The organism is Pseudomonas sp. NPDC007930, assembly GCF_042958985.1.
In the GTDB taxonomy this organism is placed as follows: domain Bacteria; phylum Pseudomonadota; class Gammaproteobacteria; order Pseudomonadales; family Pseudomonadaceae; genus Aquipseudomonas.
On record NZ_JBIBKC010000020.1, the window covers coordinates 35329 to 52960 of the forward strand.

Consider the following 17632-nt stretch of genomic DNA (forward strand, 5'->3'; position numbering starts at 1 on the left):
AGGCCGTTGCGAGGCGTGACACGCCATGCTCACCACTGGCCGTTCGCAATCAGCGACGCAGGCCCAGGCGGCCGATCAGGGTGCTGTAACGCGAAGCGTCTTTACCCTTGAGGTAGTCCAGCAGCTTGCGGCGCTGGTTAACCATGCGGATCAGACCACGACGGGAGTGGTGGTCTTTGCCGTTGGCCTTGAAGTGGTCTTGCAGCTTGTTGATGTTTGCGGTCAGCAGAGCAACCTGAACTTCCGGCGAGCCGGTGTCGCCAGCAGCTTGCTGATATTCGCCAACGATACGAGCTTTGTCTTCAACGCTGAGTGCCATGAGGCTTTCTCCAAATCAACGGGAAACGCCCGAGGGCGAATCCAATAGGCCGAGGATAAACTCCCCGTATTAAATAAAGAGGTATGACCGCGCCTACTGACAGCCACCCTCGTTCGGTCATTCAGACCGAATCAAACGACGCGGCGCAATGCGCCCGTCTTCGGCCACTTCACCGATACCGATGAAGCGCCCTGTGTGATCTTGCACCCGCACCATGCCAAACGCCGGTGCCTGTGGTGCGCGTACCGGTTGGCCATGCAACCAGTAGTAACTGCTGTGTTCGGAAAACTGCACCGCCGGCCAATCGAGCAGGCCGCTGTCGGACGGCAACAGGAAGCGATCGAGCGCTTCAGGGCCACCTTCGGCATGGGCCGCTTCCAGCGCTTCTAGCGTAACCGACTGCGGCAAACTGAACGGGCCCGCCTGCGTACGCCGCAGTTGGGCAACGTGCGCACCGCAGCCTAGACGCTCGCCGAGGTCTTCGACCAGGGTGCGGATATAGGTGCCTTTGCTGCAACTGACTGCCAGGGTCGCGGTGCTACCGCTGGCCTCCAGCAACTCCAGGCTGCCAATAGTAACAGAACGCGCCTCGCGCTCCACTACTTCCCCCGCGCGGGCGAGCTTGTACAGCGGCTGGCCGTCGCGCTTGAGCGCCGAATACATCGGCGGCACCTGCTGGATCGCCCCGCGGAACGCCGGCAGCGCGGCTTCGATGGCCTCGCGGCCGACCGTCACCTCGCGGCGCTGCAGCACCTCGCCTTCGGCGTCGGCGGTGGTGGTGGTCACCCCCAGTTGCATCACCGTCTGGTAGGCCTTGTCGGAATCGAGCAAGTACTGCGAAAACTTGGTCGCTTCGCCAAAGCACAGCGGCAGCACGCCAGTGGCCAACGGGTCGAGGCTGCCGGTGTGGCCAGCCTTTTGCGCGTTGAGCAACCACCGTACCTTCTGCAGCGCGGCGTTGGAGGTGAAGCCCAGGGGTTTATCCAGCAGGATGATGCCGCTGACGTCGCGGCGGACACGCTTGACCTGAGCCACCGTTTACTCCTTGTCGGCGTCGCGGTGCTGGCTGTCTTCGGCGACAGCCCGCTCGATCAGCGCCGACAGGTGGGCACCACGGGCCACACTGGCGTCGTAGTGGAAATGCAACTGCGGCACGCTGCGCAGTTTCATCTCGCGGCCCAACTGGGTGCGCAAAAAGCCCGCGGCGCTGTTGAGCACCTTGAGGCTTTGGGTGATCTGCTCTTGCGCCTCAGCGCCCATCACGGTGATGTACACCTTTGCATGGCCCACGTCGCGGGCAACGTCGACCGCGGTAATGGTGACCAGGCCCACGCGCGGGTCTTTGACTTCGCGGCGGATCAACTGGGCGAGTTCGCGTTGGATCTGGTCGCCGATCCGTTGGGTACGGCTGTATTCTTTTGCCATGGTGAAACTACCTGTGTCTGCCCCGCCTGAGGGGGGCTGAAAGCGGCAAACGCCCGGCCTGGCTAAAAGCCGGGCCGGGCGCTGCGTGTCATGGTGGCGCAGCTCGGGTTAGAGCGTACGGGCCACCTGGACTTTCTCGAAGACCTCGATCTTGTCGCCGGCCTTGACGTCGTTGTAGCTCTTGACGCCAATACCACACTCCATGCCGTTGCGGACTTCGGCCATGTCGTCTTTGAAGCGACGCAGCGATTCCAGCTCGCCTTCGAAGATAACCACGTCTTCGCGCAGTACCCGGATCGGGCGGTTGCGGTAAACGGTACCCTCGACGACCATGCAGCCAGCGACCGCGCCGAACTTCGGCGAACGGAACACTTCGCGGACTTCGGCGATACCCAGGATGTTCTCCCGAACGTCGCTGCCAAGCATACCGGTCAGGGCTTTCTTGACGTCTTCGATGATGTCGTAGATCACGTTGTAGTAACGCAGATCCAGGCCTTCCTGCTCGACGATCTTGCGCGCGCCGGCATCGGCACGCACGTTGAAGCCGAACAGGACCGCGCTCGAGGCCAGTGCCAGGTTGGCGTCGCTCTCGGTGATACCACCGACACCGCCTGCCACCACACGCACTTGCACTTCGTCGTTGCCCAGGCCCGCCAGGGCGCCTTGCAAGGCTTCCAGCGAACCACGCACATCGGACTTGAGCACGATGTTGAGGGTTTTCTTCTCTTCCTGGCCCATGGTCTCGAAAATGTTTTCGAGTTTGCCAGCCTGGGCGCGGGCGAGTTTGACCTCGCGGAACTTGCCTTGGCGGAACAGCGCAACTTCGCGGGCCTTCTTCTCGTCGGCCACCACGCTCATTTCGTCACCGGCTTCCGGCGTACCGTCCAGGCCGAGAATCTCGACCGGGATCGACGGGCCAGCTTCCTTGACGGTTTTGCCGTTCTCGTCGTACATGGCGCGGATGCGGCCGAAGTTCGAGCCGACCAGCACCATGTCGCCTTGGCGCAGGGTACCGTCTTGAACCAGCACGGTCGCGACCGGGCCACGGCCCTTGTCGAGGCGCGATTCAACCACCACACCACGGCCAGGCGCTTGCGGGCTGGCTTGCAGCTCGAGTACCTCGGCCTGCAGCAGCACGGCTTCGAGCAGGTCGTCGACGCCAGTACCCATCTTCGCCGAAACCGGCACGAACATGGTGTTGCCGCCCCACTCTTCCGGGATCACATCCAGCGCGGCCAAGCCGTTCTTGATGCGGTCGAGGTCCGCGCCCTGCTTGTCGATCTTGTTCACCGCAACGACCAGCGGCACACCGGCGGCCTTGGCGTGCGCCACGGCTTCTTCGGTTTGCGGCATCACGCCGTCGTCGGCCGCGACCACCAGGATCACGATGTCGGTCGCCTTGGCACCGCGAGCACGCATCTGGGTAAACGCGGCGTGGCCCGGGGTGTCGAGGAAGGTGACCATGCCACGGTCGGTTTCGACGTGGTAGGCACCGATGTGCTGGGTAATGCCACCGGCTTCACCGGCCGCCACCTTGGCGCGGCGGATGTAGTCGAGCAGCGAGGTCTTACCGTGGTCGACGTGGCCCATTACGGTCACGACCGGCGCGCGGGAAACGGTCTCGCCTTCGAACTTCAGCGATTCGGCCAGGGATTCTTCCAGGGCGTTGTCGCTGACCAGTTTGACGTTGTGGCCCAGTTCTTCGGCGACCAGTTGCGCGGTTTCGCGGTCCAGTACCTGGTTGATGGTCACCGGGGTGCCCAACTTGAACATGAACTTGACGACTTCAGCACCCTTGACCGACATCTGCGCGGCGAGCTCGGCCACGGTGATGGTCTCACCGAGCATCACGTCGCGCACAACTGGCCCGGTCGGGCTCTGGAAGCCGTGGGCGTTGCGTTTCTTCATCTTCGACTTGCCACCACCCCGGCGGCGGAAGCCGTCGCTTTCTTCTTCGGTGGTGCGCGGCGCGGCACGTACGGTCGGCGCTTTTTGCTTGTCGGCGGCACGGTGCGGCTGGCCCTTGGCCCGGCGCTCGTCTTCGCTGCGGGCTTTTTCCGGGCGGTTGCCGTCAACACGGCGAGGCGCGGCGTCTTCACGCTTGCGCACTTGCACGGTGGTGACCGGCGCGGCCGGGCGGTCGTTGCCGCCATTGCCGCCTGCCGGGCGAGCCGGTTCCGCGGCTGCGCTTGGCGCGGCAGCTTCGGCCGGGGCCTGAGCGGCTACCGGCTCGGCAGCTTTCGGCGCCTCGGCGGCGACCTCGGCGCGTGGCTCGGCGCTGCGCTGCGGGCGTGCCTGTTCTTCGGCCTGGGCCTTTTCACGGGCGACCGCGGCTTCGGCGGCACGGCGCTCTTCGAGCTCGCGGCGCTGTTCGGCCTCGATCTCTTCAGGGCTGCGCTTGACGAAGGTTTTCTTCTTGCGCACTTCAACGCTGATGGTTTTGCTGCCAGCAACTTTCAGGGTACTGGTGGTTTTACGCTGCAAGGTGATCTTGCGCGGTTCTTCCACTTTTGCCTTGTGGCTGCTTTTGAGATGGGCCAGCAACGCTTGCTTTTCGTTATCGGTCACAACTTGGCCAGCATCAGTGTGCGGCAAGCCTGCCTCACGCATTTGCTGCAACAGGCGCTCCACTGGGGCAGCGACCTCTTGGGCCAGTTCTTTCACCGTGACTTGCGTCATGCACTTCTCTCCTCAGGCCGCAGTAACTTACTCGAACCAATGGGCTCGGGCGGCCATGATCAACTTGCCGGCACGCTCTTGGTCGATGCCGTCGATGTCGAGCAGGTCGTCAATCGACTGCTCGGCCAGGTCTTCGCGGTTTACGACACCGCGTACCGCCAGTTCCATCGCCAGATCCTTGTCCATACCCTCAAGGGAGAGCAGGTCTTCTGCCGGATGGGCATCTGCGAGCTTTTCTTCGGAAGCGATGGCAGCGGTCAACAAACGATCCTTGGCAGAGGCGCGCAGCGCTTCGACGAGCTCCTCGTCAAAGCCATCGATGTTGAGCATTTCTTCCAGAGGAACGTAGGCGATCTCTTCCAGGCTGGTAAAACCTTCGTCTACCAGTACTTGGGCAAGGTCTTCGTCGACATTCAGCTCGTCCATGAAGTTGCGCAGGATGTCACCCGTCTCGGCCTGCTGCTTGGCCTGGATGTCCGACTCGGTCATCACGTTCAGGGTCCAGCCGCTGAGCTGGGTGGCCAGGCGCACGTTCTGCCCGCCGCGGCCGATGGCCTGGGCGAGGTTGTCTGCACCGACGGCGATGTCCATCGCATGGGCGTCTTCGTCAACGATGATCGCGACCACTTCCGCGGGGGACATGGCGTTGATCACGAACTGCGCCGGGTTTTCGTCCCACAGGACGATGTCAACGCGCTCGCCGCCCAGTTCACCGGATACCGCCTGCACGCGCGAACCGCGCATGCCGATGCAGGCACCCTGCGGGTCGATGCGTTTGTCCTTGGAGCGCACGGCGATCTTGGCCCGCGAGCCCGGGTCCCGGGAAGCGGCCATCACTTCGATCAGGCCCTCGGCGATTTCCGGTACTTCGATGCGGAACAGCTCGATCAGCATCTGTGGCGCGGTGCGCGACAGAATCAGCTGCGGCCCGCGGTTTTCACTGCGAATTTCCTTGAGCAGGGCGCGAACACGCACACCCACGCGGAAGGTTTCGCGGGAAATGATGTCTTCACGGGCCAGCAACGCTTCGGCGTTGTTACCCAGGTCGACGATAACGTTGTCACGGGTGACCTTCTTGACGGTACCGGAGATGATCTCGCCGACCTTCTCGCGGTAGGCGTCGACCACCTGGGCGCGCTCGGCCTCGCGGACTTTCTGCACGATGACTTGCTTGGCGGTCTGCGCGGCGATACGGCCGAACTCGATCGACTCGATCTTCTCTTCGATCACTTCGCCCGCCACGGCACCCGGCTTGCGCGCCTGGGCCTGGTCGACCGCCAACTGAATGGCCGGGTCGTCGAAGTTTTCATCCTCGACCACCGCCCAACGCCGGAACGTTTCGTAGCTCCCGGTGTGACGGTTGATTTCAACGCGCAGGTCGACTTCATCCTCGAACCGCTTTTTGGTCGCGGTGGCCAGCGCAATTTCCAGCGCCTCGAAAATGACTCCCGCCGGTACGCCCTTTTCATTGGACACCGACTCAACAACCAGCAGTACTTCTTTACTCATCGTACGCCTCGCCTTTCGCAAGCCCTTTTGGATCCGCGCACAGGCACGGAACCCGAAACGTCTTAGTCAAACCTTGGAATGATGTTGGCCTTGTCGATGATCTCGACCGGCAACAGGAATTCATGGTTATCGACTTGGACCACGACATCCTGTTCCTCCACACCGCGGAGCAGGCCCTGAAAATTGCGGCGCCCTTCGAACGGGCTGCGCAATTTGATCTTCACTTGCTCGCCGGCATGGGCGGCAAACTGCTCAATCGTGAACAGTGGGCGGTCCATGCCAGGAGAAGAGACTTCGAGGGTGTATTCAACGCTGATGGGGTCTTCGACATCGAGCACACCGCTGATCTGGCGGCTGACGACTTCGCAGTCTTCAACGCCGATACCGGTGTCCTTGTCGGTGTCGATGTAGACACGCAACAGCGTATGGCGGCCCTGGGAAATGTATTCGATACCCCAGCATTGATAGCCGAGGGCTTCAACCACCGGGGCCAACAAGGCCTGCAACTGTTCTAGCTTGCTCGACACCTGAACCCCCTCGTGCATGCTGTGCAAATAAAAAATGGGCGAAACGCCCATCCTGGAAACGCCCCTGTACAAGCGGCGTCAAAGACTGATCAGCTAACAAAAAGCCCCTGGACAGGGGCTTTACTACAACTGGTTGCGGGAGCTGGATTTGAACCAACGACCTTCGGGTTATGAGCCCGACGAGCTACCAGACTGCTCCATCCCGCGACAAAGCTGGGCCAAAAGTATACGACCGAACCCGAAAAGGGTCAATCTAACCTCCAGCGACAAGAAAGCCCGCATGGAGCGGGCCTTCCTGAAAAAATGGTACCGAGAAGGGGACTCGAACCCCTACACCCTATGGGCACAACCACCTCAAGGTTGCGTGTCTACCAATTCCACCACCTCGGCAAAACTACTTCGAAACCCTTTACTTCTGCCCAGGAGCCTTAGGAACATCGGCTGGCGCCGGGGTGCCTTTTTGCTCTTGAAGCACTGGTACATCATCTGAAGCAGGCTTCTGCTGCGGTGCTTCGATTGCAGCTGGCTGTTGTGGCAACCCTACTTGATTAAGCTCATGAGCTTTCTCTTTAGCAAAGTAACCTAACCCCAAGCTGGTCAAGAAGAAACAGGCCGCTAGTATAGCAGTAAGCTTACTCAAAAAGGTAGCGGAACCTTGGCTTCCGAACACAGTATTTGAAGCACCTGCGCCGAAAGATGCACCTGCTTCCGCACCTTTACCCTGCTGCAGCAACACCAGCACAACCACACCGAGCGCTGCGAGCAGATGAAACACAACTACGACTGTTTCCAGCATTTTGTCAGTTTCCCGCGGCGCGACAAATCGCACCGAACTCATCTGCATTCAGGGAGGCACCACCAATCAGCCCCCCATCGATGTCCGGCATGCTGAACAGGTCGGCTGCATTCGCCGCCTTGACACTGCCGCCGTATAGAAGCCGCGCGCCTTGCGCGACCTCAGCATTCCTGGCTGCCAGTTGGGCGCGAATGGCGGCGTGAACCTCCTGCGCTTGCTCTGGCGTTGCCGTGAGCCCTGTGCCAATGGCCCAGACTGGCTCGTAGGCGATAACCGCCTGTTTCAACACTTCGATACCCAGGGCATCAATAATGCTGGTCAACTGCTGCCCAACCACCGCGAGGGTTTCACCCGCTTCGCGCTGCTGCAGGGTTTCACCGATGCAGAGTACGGGGACCAGGCCCGCTTGCTGGGCGGCCGCAAACTTGAGGCAGAGCTCTCCGTCGCTTTCTCCCAACACCTGACGGCGCTCGGAGTGACCTACCAGAACCAGCGTACAACCTGCATCCACCAACTGGCTGGATGCGATCTCACCGGTGAGGGCGCCTTGTTCGGGCTGGCGCGCAACGTTTTGCGCACCGACCGCAACCGGCGTACCCCTCAGGGCTTCGACCACCTTGCCAATATACAGACTGGGCGGAAAAACCGCGACGTCAATATTGACAGGAAAATCAATTACTTTCAACGACTTGGTCAGCTCATCGACGCTAGCGCCGGTACCATGCATTTTCCAGTTACCAGCTACCATCTTACGACGCATGCTGTACCTCGTCGGTCAAAGTGGGCGCAGATGTTACCCAACGTTAAAGGGGCTGGCAAGCCATATTCACGCACAAACTTCACTGACGAGTTTCGCCAGCTCTTCGGCGTAACGGCGCACCTGAGGTTCTTCGTCGCCTTCGACCATCACCCGCACCAGGGGTTCGGTGCCGGATTTACGCAGCAACACACGGCCGCGGCCGCCCATGGCGGTGGTCACGCGCTCGCAGGCGAGCTTCACTTCGGGGTGCTCGACAGGGTCTACGCCGCCGCCATTGAAGCGCACGTTGATCAGCACCTGCGGGCATTTGCGCAGGCCATGGCGGGCCTGGGCGAGGGTTTCGCCACGGCGCTTGAGCGCCAGCAGCACCTGCAGCGCGGCGATGATCGCATCACCGGTGGTGGTGTGCTGGGAGCAGACGATGTGGCCGGAGTTTTCACCGCCCAGCACCCACTCGCGCTCTTGCATGTCGGCGATCACGTAGCGGTCGCCCACCTTGGCCCGGCTGAACGGGATTTCGAGCTCGCTCAAGGCCAGCTCGAGCCCCAGGTTGCTCATCAGCGTGCCGACCACCCCGCCGCCGAGGCGGCCGCGGGCTTGCAGGTCACGGGCGATGATAAACAGCAGCTCGTCACCGTCGACGATGGCGCCGCTGTGATCGACCATCAGCACCCGGTCGCCGTCGCCGTCGAAGGCGATGCCCAGGTCGGCGTGGCCCACCAGCACCGCGGCCTGCAGCGCTTCCATGTGGGTCGAGCCGCAGTTTTCGTTGATGTTCAGCCCGTCTGGCGCCGCGGAAAGCACCGTGACCTGCGCGCCCAGCTCGCGGAACACATTCGGCGCGACCTTGTAGGTGGCGCCATGGGCGCAGTCGATGACGATCTTCAGCCCGGCGAAGTCGGTGCTGGTCGGCACGCTGCTTTTGCAGAATTCGATGTAGCGCCCCGCCGCGTCATTGATGCGCGACACCTTGCCGAGCTTGGCGGATTCCACCACGGTCATCGGTTCGTCCATCAACTCTTCGATCATCAGTTCGATTTCGTCGGGCAGCTTGGTGCCCTGGCCGGAGAAGAACTTGATGCCGTTGTCGTCGTGGGGGTTGTGCGACGCGCTGATCACGATGCCGGCTTCGGCATGGAAGGTGCGCGTGAGGTAGGCGATCGCCGGGGTCGGCATCGGCCCGAGCAGCATCACGTCGGCGCCAGCGGCAGACAACCCGGCCTCCAGCGCGGACTCGAACATGTACCCGGAAATACGCGTGTCTTTACCCACCAGCACCCGGCAGGCGCCCATCTTGCGGAACGCCTTGCCGGCGGCCCAGCCCAGCTTGAGCATGAAGTCAGGAGTAATGGGGTATTCTCCGACGCGGCCCCGAATACCGTCGGTGCCAAAGTATTTTCTGCTCATGTTCACTCCAGTAGTTCTTATTCGGCCGCTTCAACGGCTTCGAGCATCCGCACCACGTCGGCGGTTTGCGCGACGTCGTGCACGCGCAGAATGCGTGCGCCCTTGACCTGGGCGAGCGCCGCCAAGGCCAGGCTGCCAAACAGCCGTTGATCGACCGGCTTGCCCAGTGCAAGCCCGACCATGCTTTTACGAGAGACCCCCACCAACAACGGGCGGCCCAGCGCGAACAGTGCTGGCATGTGCTTGAACAGGCTCAGGTTGTGCGCGTGGGTTTTGGCAAAGCCAAAGCCAGGGTCCAGGATAATGCGCGAGGCATCGATGCCCACATTCTGACAGGCCCGCATACGCTCGGCGAGAAAATCGCTGACTTCGCCCAGCAGATTGCTGTAACTGGGTGCGTCTTGCATGGTGCCAGGCTCGCCCAGCATATGCATCAGGCATACCGGCAAGCCACTCGCCGCGGCCGCTTCCAGCGCGCCTGGGCGCTGCAGCGAACGCACGTCGTTGATCAACCCGGCGCCGGCCAGGGCGGTTTCGCGCATCACCTCGGGGGTGGAGGTGTCGACCGAGATCACCACATCCAGCTCGCGGGCAATGGCCTCGACCACCGGCACCACGCGGTCGAGCTCTTCGGCCGGCAGCACCGGCGCCGCGCCAGGGCGGGTGGACTCGCCACCCACGTCGATCAGGGTGGCCCCGGCCTCGACCATGTCCCGCGCATGGGCCAGCGCCCGCTCGATGGAGCGAAAGCGCCCACCGTCGGAAAAGGAGTCAGGGGTCACGTTGAGGATACCCATGACATGGGTACGGCTTAAATCAAGAACCCGGCTGCCACAAGGCAGCCGGGTGGGGTGCAACGCTGGCATCATCGATAGCCTTAGACTTGTGCCGCCGGCCCGCCAATTGGCTTCTGCGGGCGATCGTCACGCGACTCCGGCGTTCCGGTTGGCCCGGAACCGCCCCAGTCGCGAGGTTCGCGGATGGTTCGGCCGGCCATAATATCGTCAATCTGGTCAGCGTCGATGGTTTCGTACTTCATCAGGGCGTCGGCCATGGCGTCGAGCTTGTCACGATGGTCCGTGAGGATCTGCTGCGCGGTGGCGTAGCAATGGTCGATGATGCTGCGCACTTCGCTGTCGATCAGCTTGGCGGTTTCGCCACTGACGTTGGAGTTCTGCGCACCACCACCCCGGCCCAGGTAGCCTTCGTTTTCGTCTTCGGCATACAGCAGCGGGCCAAGCTTCTCGGACAAGCCCCACTTGGTCACCATGTTCCGCGCAATCTGGCTGGCGCGCATGATGTCGTTGGAGGCACCGGTGGTCACGCCGTCGAAGCCCAAGGTCATTTCCTCGGCGATACGGCCGCCGTACAGCGAGCAGATCTGGCTGATCAACGCGCGCTTCGACAGGCTGTAGCGGTCTTCTTCGGGCAGGAACATGGTCACGCCAAGCGCACGGCCGCGCGGGATGATCGACACCTTGTACACCGGGTCATGCTCGGGCACCACACGGCCAACGATAGCGTGGCCCGCTTCGTGGTAGGCGGTGTTCTGCTTCTCTTTCTCGGACATGACCATGGTCTTGCGCTCGGCGCCCATCATGATCTTGTCTTTGGCGAGTTCGAACTCGCGCATTTCAACGATGCGCTTGCCGGCACGGGCGGCGAACAGCGACGCTTCGTTGACCAGGTTGGCCAGGTCGGCACCGGAGAAGCCAGGGGTACCACGGGCAATCACGGCGGCGTTGACGTCGTCGCTGGCCGGCACCTTGCGCATGTGCACCTTGAGAATCTGCTCGCGGCCGCGGATGTCTGGCAGGCCCACGACTACCTGGCGGTCGAAACGGCCCGGGCGCAGCAGCGCGGGGTCGAGAACGTCCGGGCGGTTGGTGGCAGCGATGACGATGATGCCATCGTTCATTTCGAAGCCGTCCATTTCAACCAGCAACTGGTTGAGGGTTTGCTCGCGCTCGTCGTGCCCGCCACCCATGCCGGCGCCACGGTGGCGGCCGACGGCGTCGATTTCGTCGATGAAGATGATGCACGGGGCGTGCTTTTTCGCTTGCTCGAACATGTCGCGCACACGGCTGGCGCCCACACCCACGAACATTTCGACGAAGTCGGAACCGGAGATGGTAAAGAACGGCACCTTCGCTTCACCGGCAATCGCCTTGGCCAGCAAGGTTTTACCGGTACCGGGCGGGCCGACCATCAGCACGCCGCGGGGAATGCGGCCACCGAGGCGCTGGAACTTGCCCGGGTCGCGCAGGAACTCGACCAACTCGCCGACTTCTTCCTTGGCCTCGTCGCAACCCGCGACGTCTGCCAGGGTGGTTTTGACCTGGTCTTCGGAGAGCAGGCGCGCCTTGCTCTTGCCGAAGCTCATGGGCCCGCCCTTGCCGCCGGCGCCGCCCTGCATCTGCCGCATGAAGAACATGAACACGGCGATGATCACCAGGATCGGGAAGCTGGCGACCAGCAGTTGGGTCCAGATGCTTTGCTGTTCAGGCTGCTTGCCTTCGATCACGACGTGGTTGTCGACCAGGTCGCCGATCAGGCCGTTGTCCGGGATGGCCGGGCGGATGGTCTTGAAGTTGTCGCCATCGTTGCGCTTGCCAGTGATGGAATAGCCGTCGACGGACACCTTCTCGATCTTGCCGTCCTTGACCTGCTGGAGGAAGTCCGAGTAGTTGAGGGTCTGCGGCTCGTTCGGGCTGGAGAAGTTGTTCATCACCGTCACAAGGACGGCGGCGATGATCAACCACAGGATGAGGTTCTTTGCCATATCGTTCAATTCACTACCCTCTGGAACGCACCACCTTTACCAGGGGCCATACGCTCCGCATGATAATCATCGGCCTAACTTACTACACAACCGCCACGAACAGCAGACGAGGTCTGTAACACGTTGTGAAACTTTGACTGCTGGATTATTCGCTTTGCTCAGCGGGCCGCACCATTTGAAAAAAGCTATCGACCTGGGCTGGCGGCCCCAATCGGCTGGATCCTACCCTCTAAACCCCCGTGCCAGCAGGTATTGTTCCCGCGAGCGATCCCGCGAGGACGAGGGCTTACGCATTTGCACCTTCTCGAACATCTGCCGAACGGTCTTCAGGTAGGTGTCGAAACCCTCTCCCTGAAAAATCTTGATAAGGAAGTCACCGCCCGGCCGCAGCGTACGCCCCGCCAGGTCCAGCGCCAGTTCACAGAGGAACATGGCCTTGGGCATGTCGACAGCGCTCAATCCACTCATATTGGGGGCCATATCGGAAATCACAAGGTCTACCTGCGAATCACCGACCGCGGCGAGGATTTGGGCCAGCACGGCGTCGTCGGTGAAATCGCCCTTGATGAAGGTCACGTCGGGGATGGCGTCCATGTCCAGGATGTCGGACGCGATCAGCCGGCCTTGACCACCGATCAGACGGCTGGTCACCTGCGACCACCCACCCGGCGCGGCGCCGAGGTCTACCACGGCCATGCCGGGGCGGATCAGTTTGTCTTTTTCCTGGATCTCCAGCAGCTTGTAGCTGGCACGCGAGCGATAGCCGTCCTTTTGCGCCATTTTGACGAAAGGATCGTTGAAATGTTCTCTGAGCCAGTTATGGCTGGATTTGGAACGGGCCACTGGGCACCTCTAAGCAGGGCGGACGTCGCGATTCCCGATGCCGTCGGGTAAAATGGCCGCCGTTTACAGTCAGATTCACTAAGGGTCAAACAATTATGCCGCTCACTCCGGAGCAGAAGAAACAGTACAAGTCCATCGGCCATCACTTGAAACCAGTGCTGATCGTGGCCGAAAACGGCTTGACCGAGGGTGTGATCGCGGAGCTTGAACGTGCGCTGGGTGATCACGAACTGATCAAGGTCAAGTTCAACATCATGGAGCGTGAAGACCGCATCGAGACCATCGCCGCGCTGTGCAAGGCCGGCCGTGCCGAACTGGTACAGACCATCGGCAAGATGGCGCTGGTGTACCGCAAGAACCCTCAGCCCAACCGGCAGCTCTCCAACATCCACCGCTACCAGTAACCGCGGGCTATGCCTGGCGCCCCGCGCCAGGCACTGGCTGCAGCACCAGCAACAGGCCACACACGCCCAGCACCGCGTAGCTGAGCACCTGCACGCGCCCGACCTGGGCACCGCTCAACACCAGCGCCAAGTATATCAGACACGCCAACAGGCTGATCAGCAGCAGCGGCCCACGCGCGCCTTCGCGCAGCGCGCGCACCCCACCGGCGCAGGCCAGCGCCAGGCATTGCACGGCAATACCAAAGCCCGCCACCCCCACCAACAATACGTTGGCCTGGGCGATGAGGTCTTGCAGCAGTAAGGGGGCGAGGCCGGTCAGGCCGAGGGCAGGCGCGACCAGCACCTGCATCATGAACAGGCCGCCGACCCAGAACACCTGGGCCAGCTGCCAGAGCGTCGCGCACAGGCGCGAGCGATCAAACGTGAGCGACTTCGACAATTTCGTACTCGACGATGCCGCTCGGCGTTTTCACGGTGACCACGTCACCCTCTTCCTTGCCAATCAGCGCGCGGGCGATGGGCGAACCCACCGACAGCTTGCCGGCCTTGATGTCGGCCTCGTCTTCGCCAACGATCTGGTACTTCACGCTCTCGTCGGTTTCAACGTTGGCGATCTCGACCGTAACGCCGAAGATCACCTTGCCGGTTTTCGGCACGTTGGTGACGTCGATCACCACCGCGTTCTGCAGGCGGCCTTCGATGTCACGGATGCGCGCTTCGGCCAGGCCCTGTTCTTCACGGGCGGCGTGGTACTCGGCGTTTTCTTTCAAGTCACCCAGCTCGCGGGCCTCGCCGATCTTGGCGCTGATCAGCGGGCGTTGCTCCTTGAGTGCCTTGAGTTCGTCTTCCAGGGCTTGCGCGCCCTGGATCGTCATCGGGTATTTATTCATGCATTGAGCCCTGCGTGAAGGTCTTGCAGGCGGCGCACGGTCTTCTCGGCACCAAACTTGAGCGCCTCGCAGATGGCTTCGCCGGCCGCGATGGTCGTGGTGCAGTAGATTTTGTGCTGCAGCGCGTTGCGGCGGATCGAGTAGGAGTCAGCGATCGACTGGCGGCCTTCGGTGGTGTTGATAATCAAGGTGACTTCGTCGTTCTTGATCATGTCGACCACGTGAGGGCGGCCTTCGGTGACCTTGTTGACGCGGCGCACCTTCAGCCCGGCGGCTTCGATCACCCGCGCGGTACCGGCGGTGGCCACGATTTCGAAGCCCAGGCTGATCAGGTCGCCCGCGACCTTGGCCACCAGCGGCTTGTCGTCGTCGCGCACGCTGATGAACGCGGTGCCGCCGGTCGGCAGCACTTCGCTGGCGCCCATCTGGGCCTTGGCGAAGGCTTCACCGAAGCTGTCGCCCACGCCCATGACTTCACCGGTCGACTTCATTTCTGGGCCGAGGATCGGGTCAACGCCGGGGAACTTGGCGAACGGGAACACTGCTTCCTTGACGCTGTAGAAGTTCGGGATGATCTCGCGGGTAAAGCCCAGCTCTTGCAGGGTTTTACCGGCCATCACGCGGGCAGCGATCATGGCCAGCGAGGTGCCGATGCACTTCGACACGAACGGCACGGTCCGCGAGGCACGCGGGTTGACTTCGATCACGTAGATCTTGTCGCCCTGCAGCGCCAGCTGCACGTTCATCAGGCCGACCACGCCCAGCTCGAGGGCCATCTTCTTGACCTGCTCGCGCACTTCGTCTTGCACGTGGGCCGGCAGCGAGTACGGCGGCAGCGAGCAGGCGGAGTCACCGGAGTGAACGCCGGCCTGTTCGATGTGCTGCATGATCGCGCCGATCACCACGTCGGTGCCGTCGCACACGGCGTCGACGTCCATCTCGATGGCGCAGTTGAGGAAGTGGTCGAGCAGCACCGGGCTGTCGTTCGACACCTGCACGGCGTCACGCAGGTAGCGGCGGATTTCGTCTTCGTTGTAAACGATTTCCATCGCGCGGCCGCCCAGTACGTACGACGGGCGCACCACCAGCGGGTAGCCGATGCGGCCGGCGGCGCGGATCGCTTCGTCTTCGCTGCGCACGGTGGCGTTCGGCGGCTGCAGCAGGTTCAGGCGCTCGACCATCTGCTGGAAGCGCTCGCGGTCTTCGGCGCGGTCGATGGAGTCCGGGCTGGTGCCGATGATCGGCACGCCGGCTTCTTCCAGGGCGCGGGCGAGCTTCAGCGGGGTCTGGCCGCCGTAGTGCACGATCACGCCTTTCGGCTTCTCGACGCGTACCACTTCGAGCACGTCTTCGAGGGTCAGTGGCTCGAAGTACAGGCGGTCGGAGGTGTCGTAGTCGGTGGACACGGTTTCCGGGTTGCAGTTGACCATGATGGTTTCATAGCCGTCTTCGCGCAGGGCGAGGGCGGCGTGAACGCAGCAGTAGTCGAACTCGATACCCTGGCCGATACGGTTCGGGCCACCGCCGAGGATCATGATCTTGTCACGGCCAGTCGGGTTGGCTTCGCACTCTTCCTCGTACGTGGAGTACAGGTAGGCGGTGTCGGTGGCGAACTCGGCGGCGCAGGTGTCGACGCGCTTGTACACCGGCAGCACGTCGAGCTTGTGGCGGTGGCGGCGCAGGTTCTTCTCGGTCACGCCGAGCAGCTTGGCCAGGCGCTGGTCAGAGAAGCCCTTGCGCTTGAGGCGGAACATGGTGTCGCGGTCGATGTCGGCCAGGCCGAGGGTTTTGACCTTCTCTTCTTCGGCGATCAGGTCTTCGATCTGCACCAGGAACCAGTGGTCGATCATGGTCAGGGCGAAGATTTCGTCGCGGCTCATGCCGGCGCGGAAGGCGTCGGCCACGTACCAGATGCGGTCGGCGCCCGGTACGGTCAGTTCGCGCTTGAGCACGCTGCGGGCTTCGGGGTCCGCCAGGTCGACTTTCGGGTCGAGGCCGACCACACCGACTTCGAGGCCGCGCAGGGCCTTTTGCATCGATTCCTGGAAGGTGCGGCCGATGGCCATGACTTCACCCACAGACTTCATCTGGGTGGTCAGGCGGGCGTCTGCGTTCGGGAATTTCTCGAAGGCGAAGCGCGGCAGCTTGGTGACGACGTAGTCGATCGACGGCTCGAACGACGCCGGGGTGCGGCCGCCGGTGATGTCGTTCTGCAGTTCGTCGAGGGTGTAGCCCACGGCCAGCTTGGCGGCGACCTTGGCGATCGGGAAGCCGGTGGCCTTCGAGGCCAGCGCCGAGGAACGCGATACGCGCGGGTTCATTTCGATCACGACCATGCGGCCGGTGTCTGGGCAGATGCCGAACTGCACGTTCGAGCCGCCGGTTTCGACGCCGATTTCACGCAGCACCGCCAGCGAGGCGTTGCGCATGATCTGGTATTCCTTGTCGGTCAGCGTTTGCGCCGGGGCGACGGTGATCGAGTCACCGGTGTGCACGCCCATCGGGTCGAAGTTCTCGATCGAGCAGACGATGATGCAGTTGTCCTTCTTGTCGCGGACCACCTCCATCTCGTATTCCTTCCAGCCGATCAGCGATTCGTCGATCAGCAGCTCTTTGGTCGGCGACAGGTCGAGGCCGCGGGCGCAGATTTCTTCGAATTCTTCACGGTTGTAGGCGATGCCGCCGCCGGTGCCGCCCATGGTGAACGAGGGGCGGATGATGCACGGGAAGCCCAGGCGCTCGAGGACAGCGAAAGACTCTTCCATGGTGTGGGCGATGCCCGAACGCGGGCATTCCAGGCCGATGGCCTTCATGGCTTTGTCGAAGCGCGAGCGGTCTTCGGCCTTGTCGATGGTGTCGGCGTTGGCGCCGATCATTTCAACGCCGAACTTTTCGAGCACGCCTTCGCGCTCGAGGTCCAGGGCGCAGTTCAGCGCGGTCTGGCCACCCATGGTCGGCAGCAGCGCGTCGGGGCGCTCCTTCTCGATGATCTTGGCCACGGTGGCCCACTTGATCGGCTCGATGTAGGTGGCGTCGGCCATGGCCGGGTCGGTCATGATGGTCGCCGGGTTGGAGTTGACCAGGATGACGCGGTAACCCTCTTCGCGCAGGGCTTTGCAGGCCTGGGCGCCGGAGTAGTCGAATTCGCAGGCCTGGCCGATCACGATGGGGCCGGCGCCGAGAATCAGGATGCTTTTGATGTCTGTACGTTTTGGCATGGTTGTCACTCAAATCCGCAGGTCAGTCGGCAGGCTGTAACGCGAGCCGCCTTGAACAATCTTTGGCAGCGCC

The 17632-nt window shown here is 62.4% G+C and carries 16 protein-coding genes and 2 tRNA genes; 1 reads left to right on the top strand and 17 read right to left on the bottom strand.

Annotated features, from left to right (window positions below; all coding sequences use genetic code 11):
- Positions 1 to 49 precede the first annotated feature (49 nt).
- The 14 genes from rpsO to rlmE form a co-directional block, all read right to left on the bottom strand.
- Positions 50 to 319 carry a 30S ribosomal protein S15 gene (rpsO, locus tag ACFZCE_RS24460; RefSeq protein ID WP_390943128.1) on the bottom strand — a complete coding sequence of 90 codons (270 nt, stop codon included), beginning with the start codon at positions 317 to 319 and terminating at the stop codon, positions 50 to 52.
- Positions 320 to 436: 117 nt separating this feature from the next.
- Positions 437 to 1354 carry a tRNA pseudouridine(55) synthase TruB gene (gene truB, locus ACFZCE_RS24465; RefSeq protein ID WP_390943129.1) on the bottom strand — a complete coding sequence of 306 codons (918 nt, stop codon included), beginning with the start codon at positions 1352 to 1354 and terminating at the stop codon, positions 437 to 439.
- Positions 1355 to 1357: 3 nt separating this feature from the next.
- A complete protein-coding gene (gene rbfA / locus ACFZCE_RS24470) occupies positions 1358 to 1744 on the bottom strand; it encodes a 30S ribosome-binding factor RbfA (RefSeq protein WP_390943130.1) in 387 nt (128 codons plus the stop codon).
- Between the two features lie 108 nt (positions 1745 to 1852).
- Entirely contained in the window at positions 1853 to 4423 is a 2571-nt protein-coding gene (infB, locus tag ACFZCE_RS24475) for a translation initiation factor IF-2 (RefSeq protein ID WP_390943131.1), read from the bottom strand.
- A gap of 27 nt (positions 4424 to 4450) precedes the next feature.
- Positions 4451 to 5932 carry a transcription termination factor NusA gene (gene nusA, locus ACFZCE_RS24480; protein ID WP_390943132.1) on the bottom strand — a complete coding sequence of 494 codons (1482 nt, stop codon included), beginning with the start codon at positions 5930 to 5932 and terminating at the stop codon, positions 4451 to 4453.
- 62 nt (positions 5933 to 5994) lie between these two features.
- Complete coding sequence (rimP, locus tag ACFZCE_RS24485) at positions 5995 to 6459, bottom strand: ribosome maturation factor RimP (protein ID WP_390943151.1); 465 nt, start codon at positions 6457 to 6459, stop codon at positions 5995 to 5997.
- Positions 6460 to 6589: 130 nt separating this feature from the next.
- Positions 6590 to 6666 (bottom strand) — tRNA-Met (locus ACFZCE_RS24490).
- A gap of 97 nt (positions 6667 to 6763) precedes the next feature.
- Positions 6764 to 6849 (bottom strand) — tRNA-Leu (locus ACFZCE_RS24495).
- Positions 6850 to 6868: 19 nt separating this feature from the next.
- Positions 6869 to 7255, bottom strand: a complete 387-nt coding sequence (gene secG / locus ACFZCE_RS24500; RefSeq protein ID WP_390943133.1) for a preprotein translocase subunit SecG — start codon at positions 7253 to 7255, stop codon at positions 6869 to 6871.
- 4 nt (positions 7256 to 7259) lie between these two features.
- On the bottom strand, positions 7260 to 8015 hold the full coding sequence (gene tpiA / locus ACFZCE_RS24505) for a triose-phosphate isomerase (RefSeq protein WP_390943134.1): 756 nt from the start codon (positions 8013 to 8015) through the stop codon (positions 7260 to 7262).
- Between the two features lie 66 nt (positions 8016 to 8081).
- Positions 8082 to 9422, bottom strand: coding sequence for a phosphoglucosamine mutase (glmM, locus tag ACFZCE_RS24510; protein ID WP_390943135.1), 1341 nt, complete (start codon positions 9420 to 9422; stop codon positions 8082 to 8084).
- A gap of 17 nt (positions 9423 to 9439) precedes the next feature.
- Positions 9440 to 10291: a dihydropteroate synthase gene (gene folP, locus ACFZCE_RS24515; protein WP_390943136.1), complete on the bottom strand. Its 852-nt coding sequence runs from the start codon at positions 10289 to 10291 to the stop codon at positions 9440 to 9442.
- 8 nt (positions 10292 to 10299) lie between these two features.
- The gene (gene ftsH / locus ACFZCE_RS24520; protein WP_390943137.1) at positions 10300 to 12204 is read right to left on the bottom strand and encodes an ATP-dependent zinc metalloprotease FtsH; all 1905 of its coding nucleotides are present in this window, start codon (positions 12202 to 12204) and stop codon (positions 10300 to 10302) included.
- Between the two features lie 222 nt (positions 12205 to 12426).
- Positions 12427 to 13047 (bottom strand): 23S rRNA (uridine(2552)-2'-O)-methyltransferase RlmE, encoded by a 621-nt coding sequence (gene rlmE / locus ACFZCE_RS24525; RefSeq protein ID WP_390943138.1) that lies wholly within the window; start codon positions 13045 to 13047, stop codon positions 12427 to 12429.
- Positions 13048 to 13142: 95 nt separating this feature from the next.
- On the opposite strand from rlmE, the gene yhbY reads away from it, so the two are divergent.
- The gene (gene yhbY / locus ACFZCE_RS24530) at positions 13143 to 13451 is read left to right on the top strand and encodes a ribosome assembly RNA-binding protein YhbY (protein WP_390943139.1); all 309 of its coding nucleotides are present in this window, start codon (positions 13143 to 13145) and stop codon (positions 13449 to 13451) included.
- Between the two features lie 7 nt (positions 13452 to 13458).
- Here yhbY and ACFZCE_RS24535 read toward each other — a convergent pair whose 3' ends face one another.
- From ACFZCE_RS24535 to carB, 3 genes are read right to left on the bottom strand one after another with little or no spacing between them, the layout of a single operon-like run.
- Positions 13459 to 13890 (bottom strand): hypothetical protein, encoded by a 432-nt coding sequence (locus ACFZCE_RS24535; protein ID WP_390943140.1) that lies wholly within the window; start codon positions 13888 to 13890, stop codon positions 13459 to 13461.
- On the bottom strand, positions 13868 to 14341 hold the full coding sequence (greA, locus tag ACFZCE_RS24540; RefSeq protein ID WP_390943141.1) for a transcription elongation factor GreA: 474 nt from the start codon (positions 14339 to 14341) through the stop codon (positions 13868 to 13870). The genes ACFZCE_RS24535 and greA overlap by 23 nt, the downstream gene beginning before the upstream one ends.
- Positions 14338 to 17559: a carbamoyl-phosphate synthase large subunit gene (carB, locus tag ACFZCE_RS24545; protein WP_390943142.1), complete on the bottom strand. Its 3222-nt coding sequence runs from the start codon at positions 17557 to 17559 to the stop codon at positions 14338 to 14340. Before carB ends, greA begins: the two co-directional genes overlap by 4 nt.
- Between the last annotated feature and the right edge of the window lie 73 nt (positions 17560 to 17632).

Excerpts from the sequence above, each read along its gene's own strand:
- rpsO (WP_390943128.1), bottom strand. The coding sequence starts at position 319 with ATGGCACTCAGCGTTGAAGACAAAGCTCGTATCGTTGGCGAATATCAG.
- rbfA (WP_390943130.1), bottom strand. The coding sequence starts at position 1,744 with ATGGCAAAAGAATACAGCCGTACCCAACGGATCGGCGACCAGATCCAA.
- infB (WP_390943131.1), bottom strand. The coding sequence starts at position 4,423 with ATGACGCAAGTCACGGTGAAAGAACTGGCCCAAGAGGTCGCTGCCCCA.
- nusA (WP_390943132.1), bottom strand. The coding sequence starts at position 5,932 with ATGAGTAAAGAAGTACTGCTGGTTGTTGAGTCGGTGTCCAATGAAAAG.
- secG (WP_390943133.1), bottom strand. The coding sequence starts at position 7,255 with ATGCTGGAAACAGTCGTAGTTGTGTTTCATCTGCTCGCAGCGCTCGGT.
- tpiA (WP_390943134.1), bottom strand. The coding sequence starts at position 8,015 with ATGCGTCGTAAGATGGTAGCTGGTAACTGGAAAATGCATGGTACCGGC.
- glmM (WP_390943135.1), bottom strand. The coding sequence starts at position 9,422 with ATGAGCAGAAAATACTTTGGCACCGACGGTATTCGGGGCCGCGTCGGA.
- folP (WP_390943136.1), bottom strand. The coding sequence starts at position 10,291 with ATGATGCCAGCGTTGCACCCCACCCGGCTGCCTTGTGGCAGCCGGGTT.
- ftsH (WP_390943137.1), bottom strand. The coding sequence starts at position 12,204 with ATGGCAAAGAACCTCATCCTGTGGTTGATCATCGCCGCCGTCCTTGTG.
- yhbY (WP_390943139.1), top strand. The coding sequence starts at position 13,143 with ATGCCGCTCACTCCGGAGCAGAAGAAACAGTACAAGTCCATCGGCCAT.
- greA (WP_390943141.1), bottom strand. The coding sequence starts at position 14,341 with ATGAATAAATACCCGATGACGATCCAGGGCGCGCAAGCCCTGGAAGAC.
- carB (WP_390943142.1), bottom strand. The coding sequence starts at position 17,559 with ATGCCAAAACGTACAGACATCAAAAGCATCCTGATTCTCGGCGCCGGC.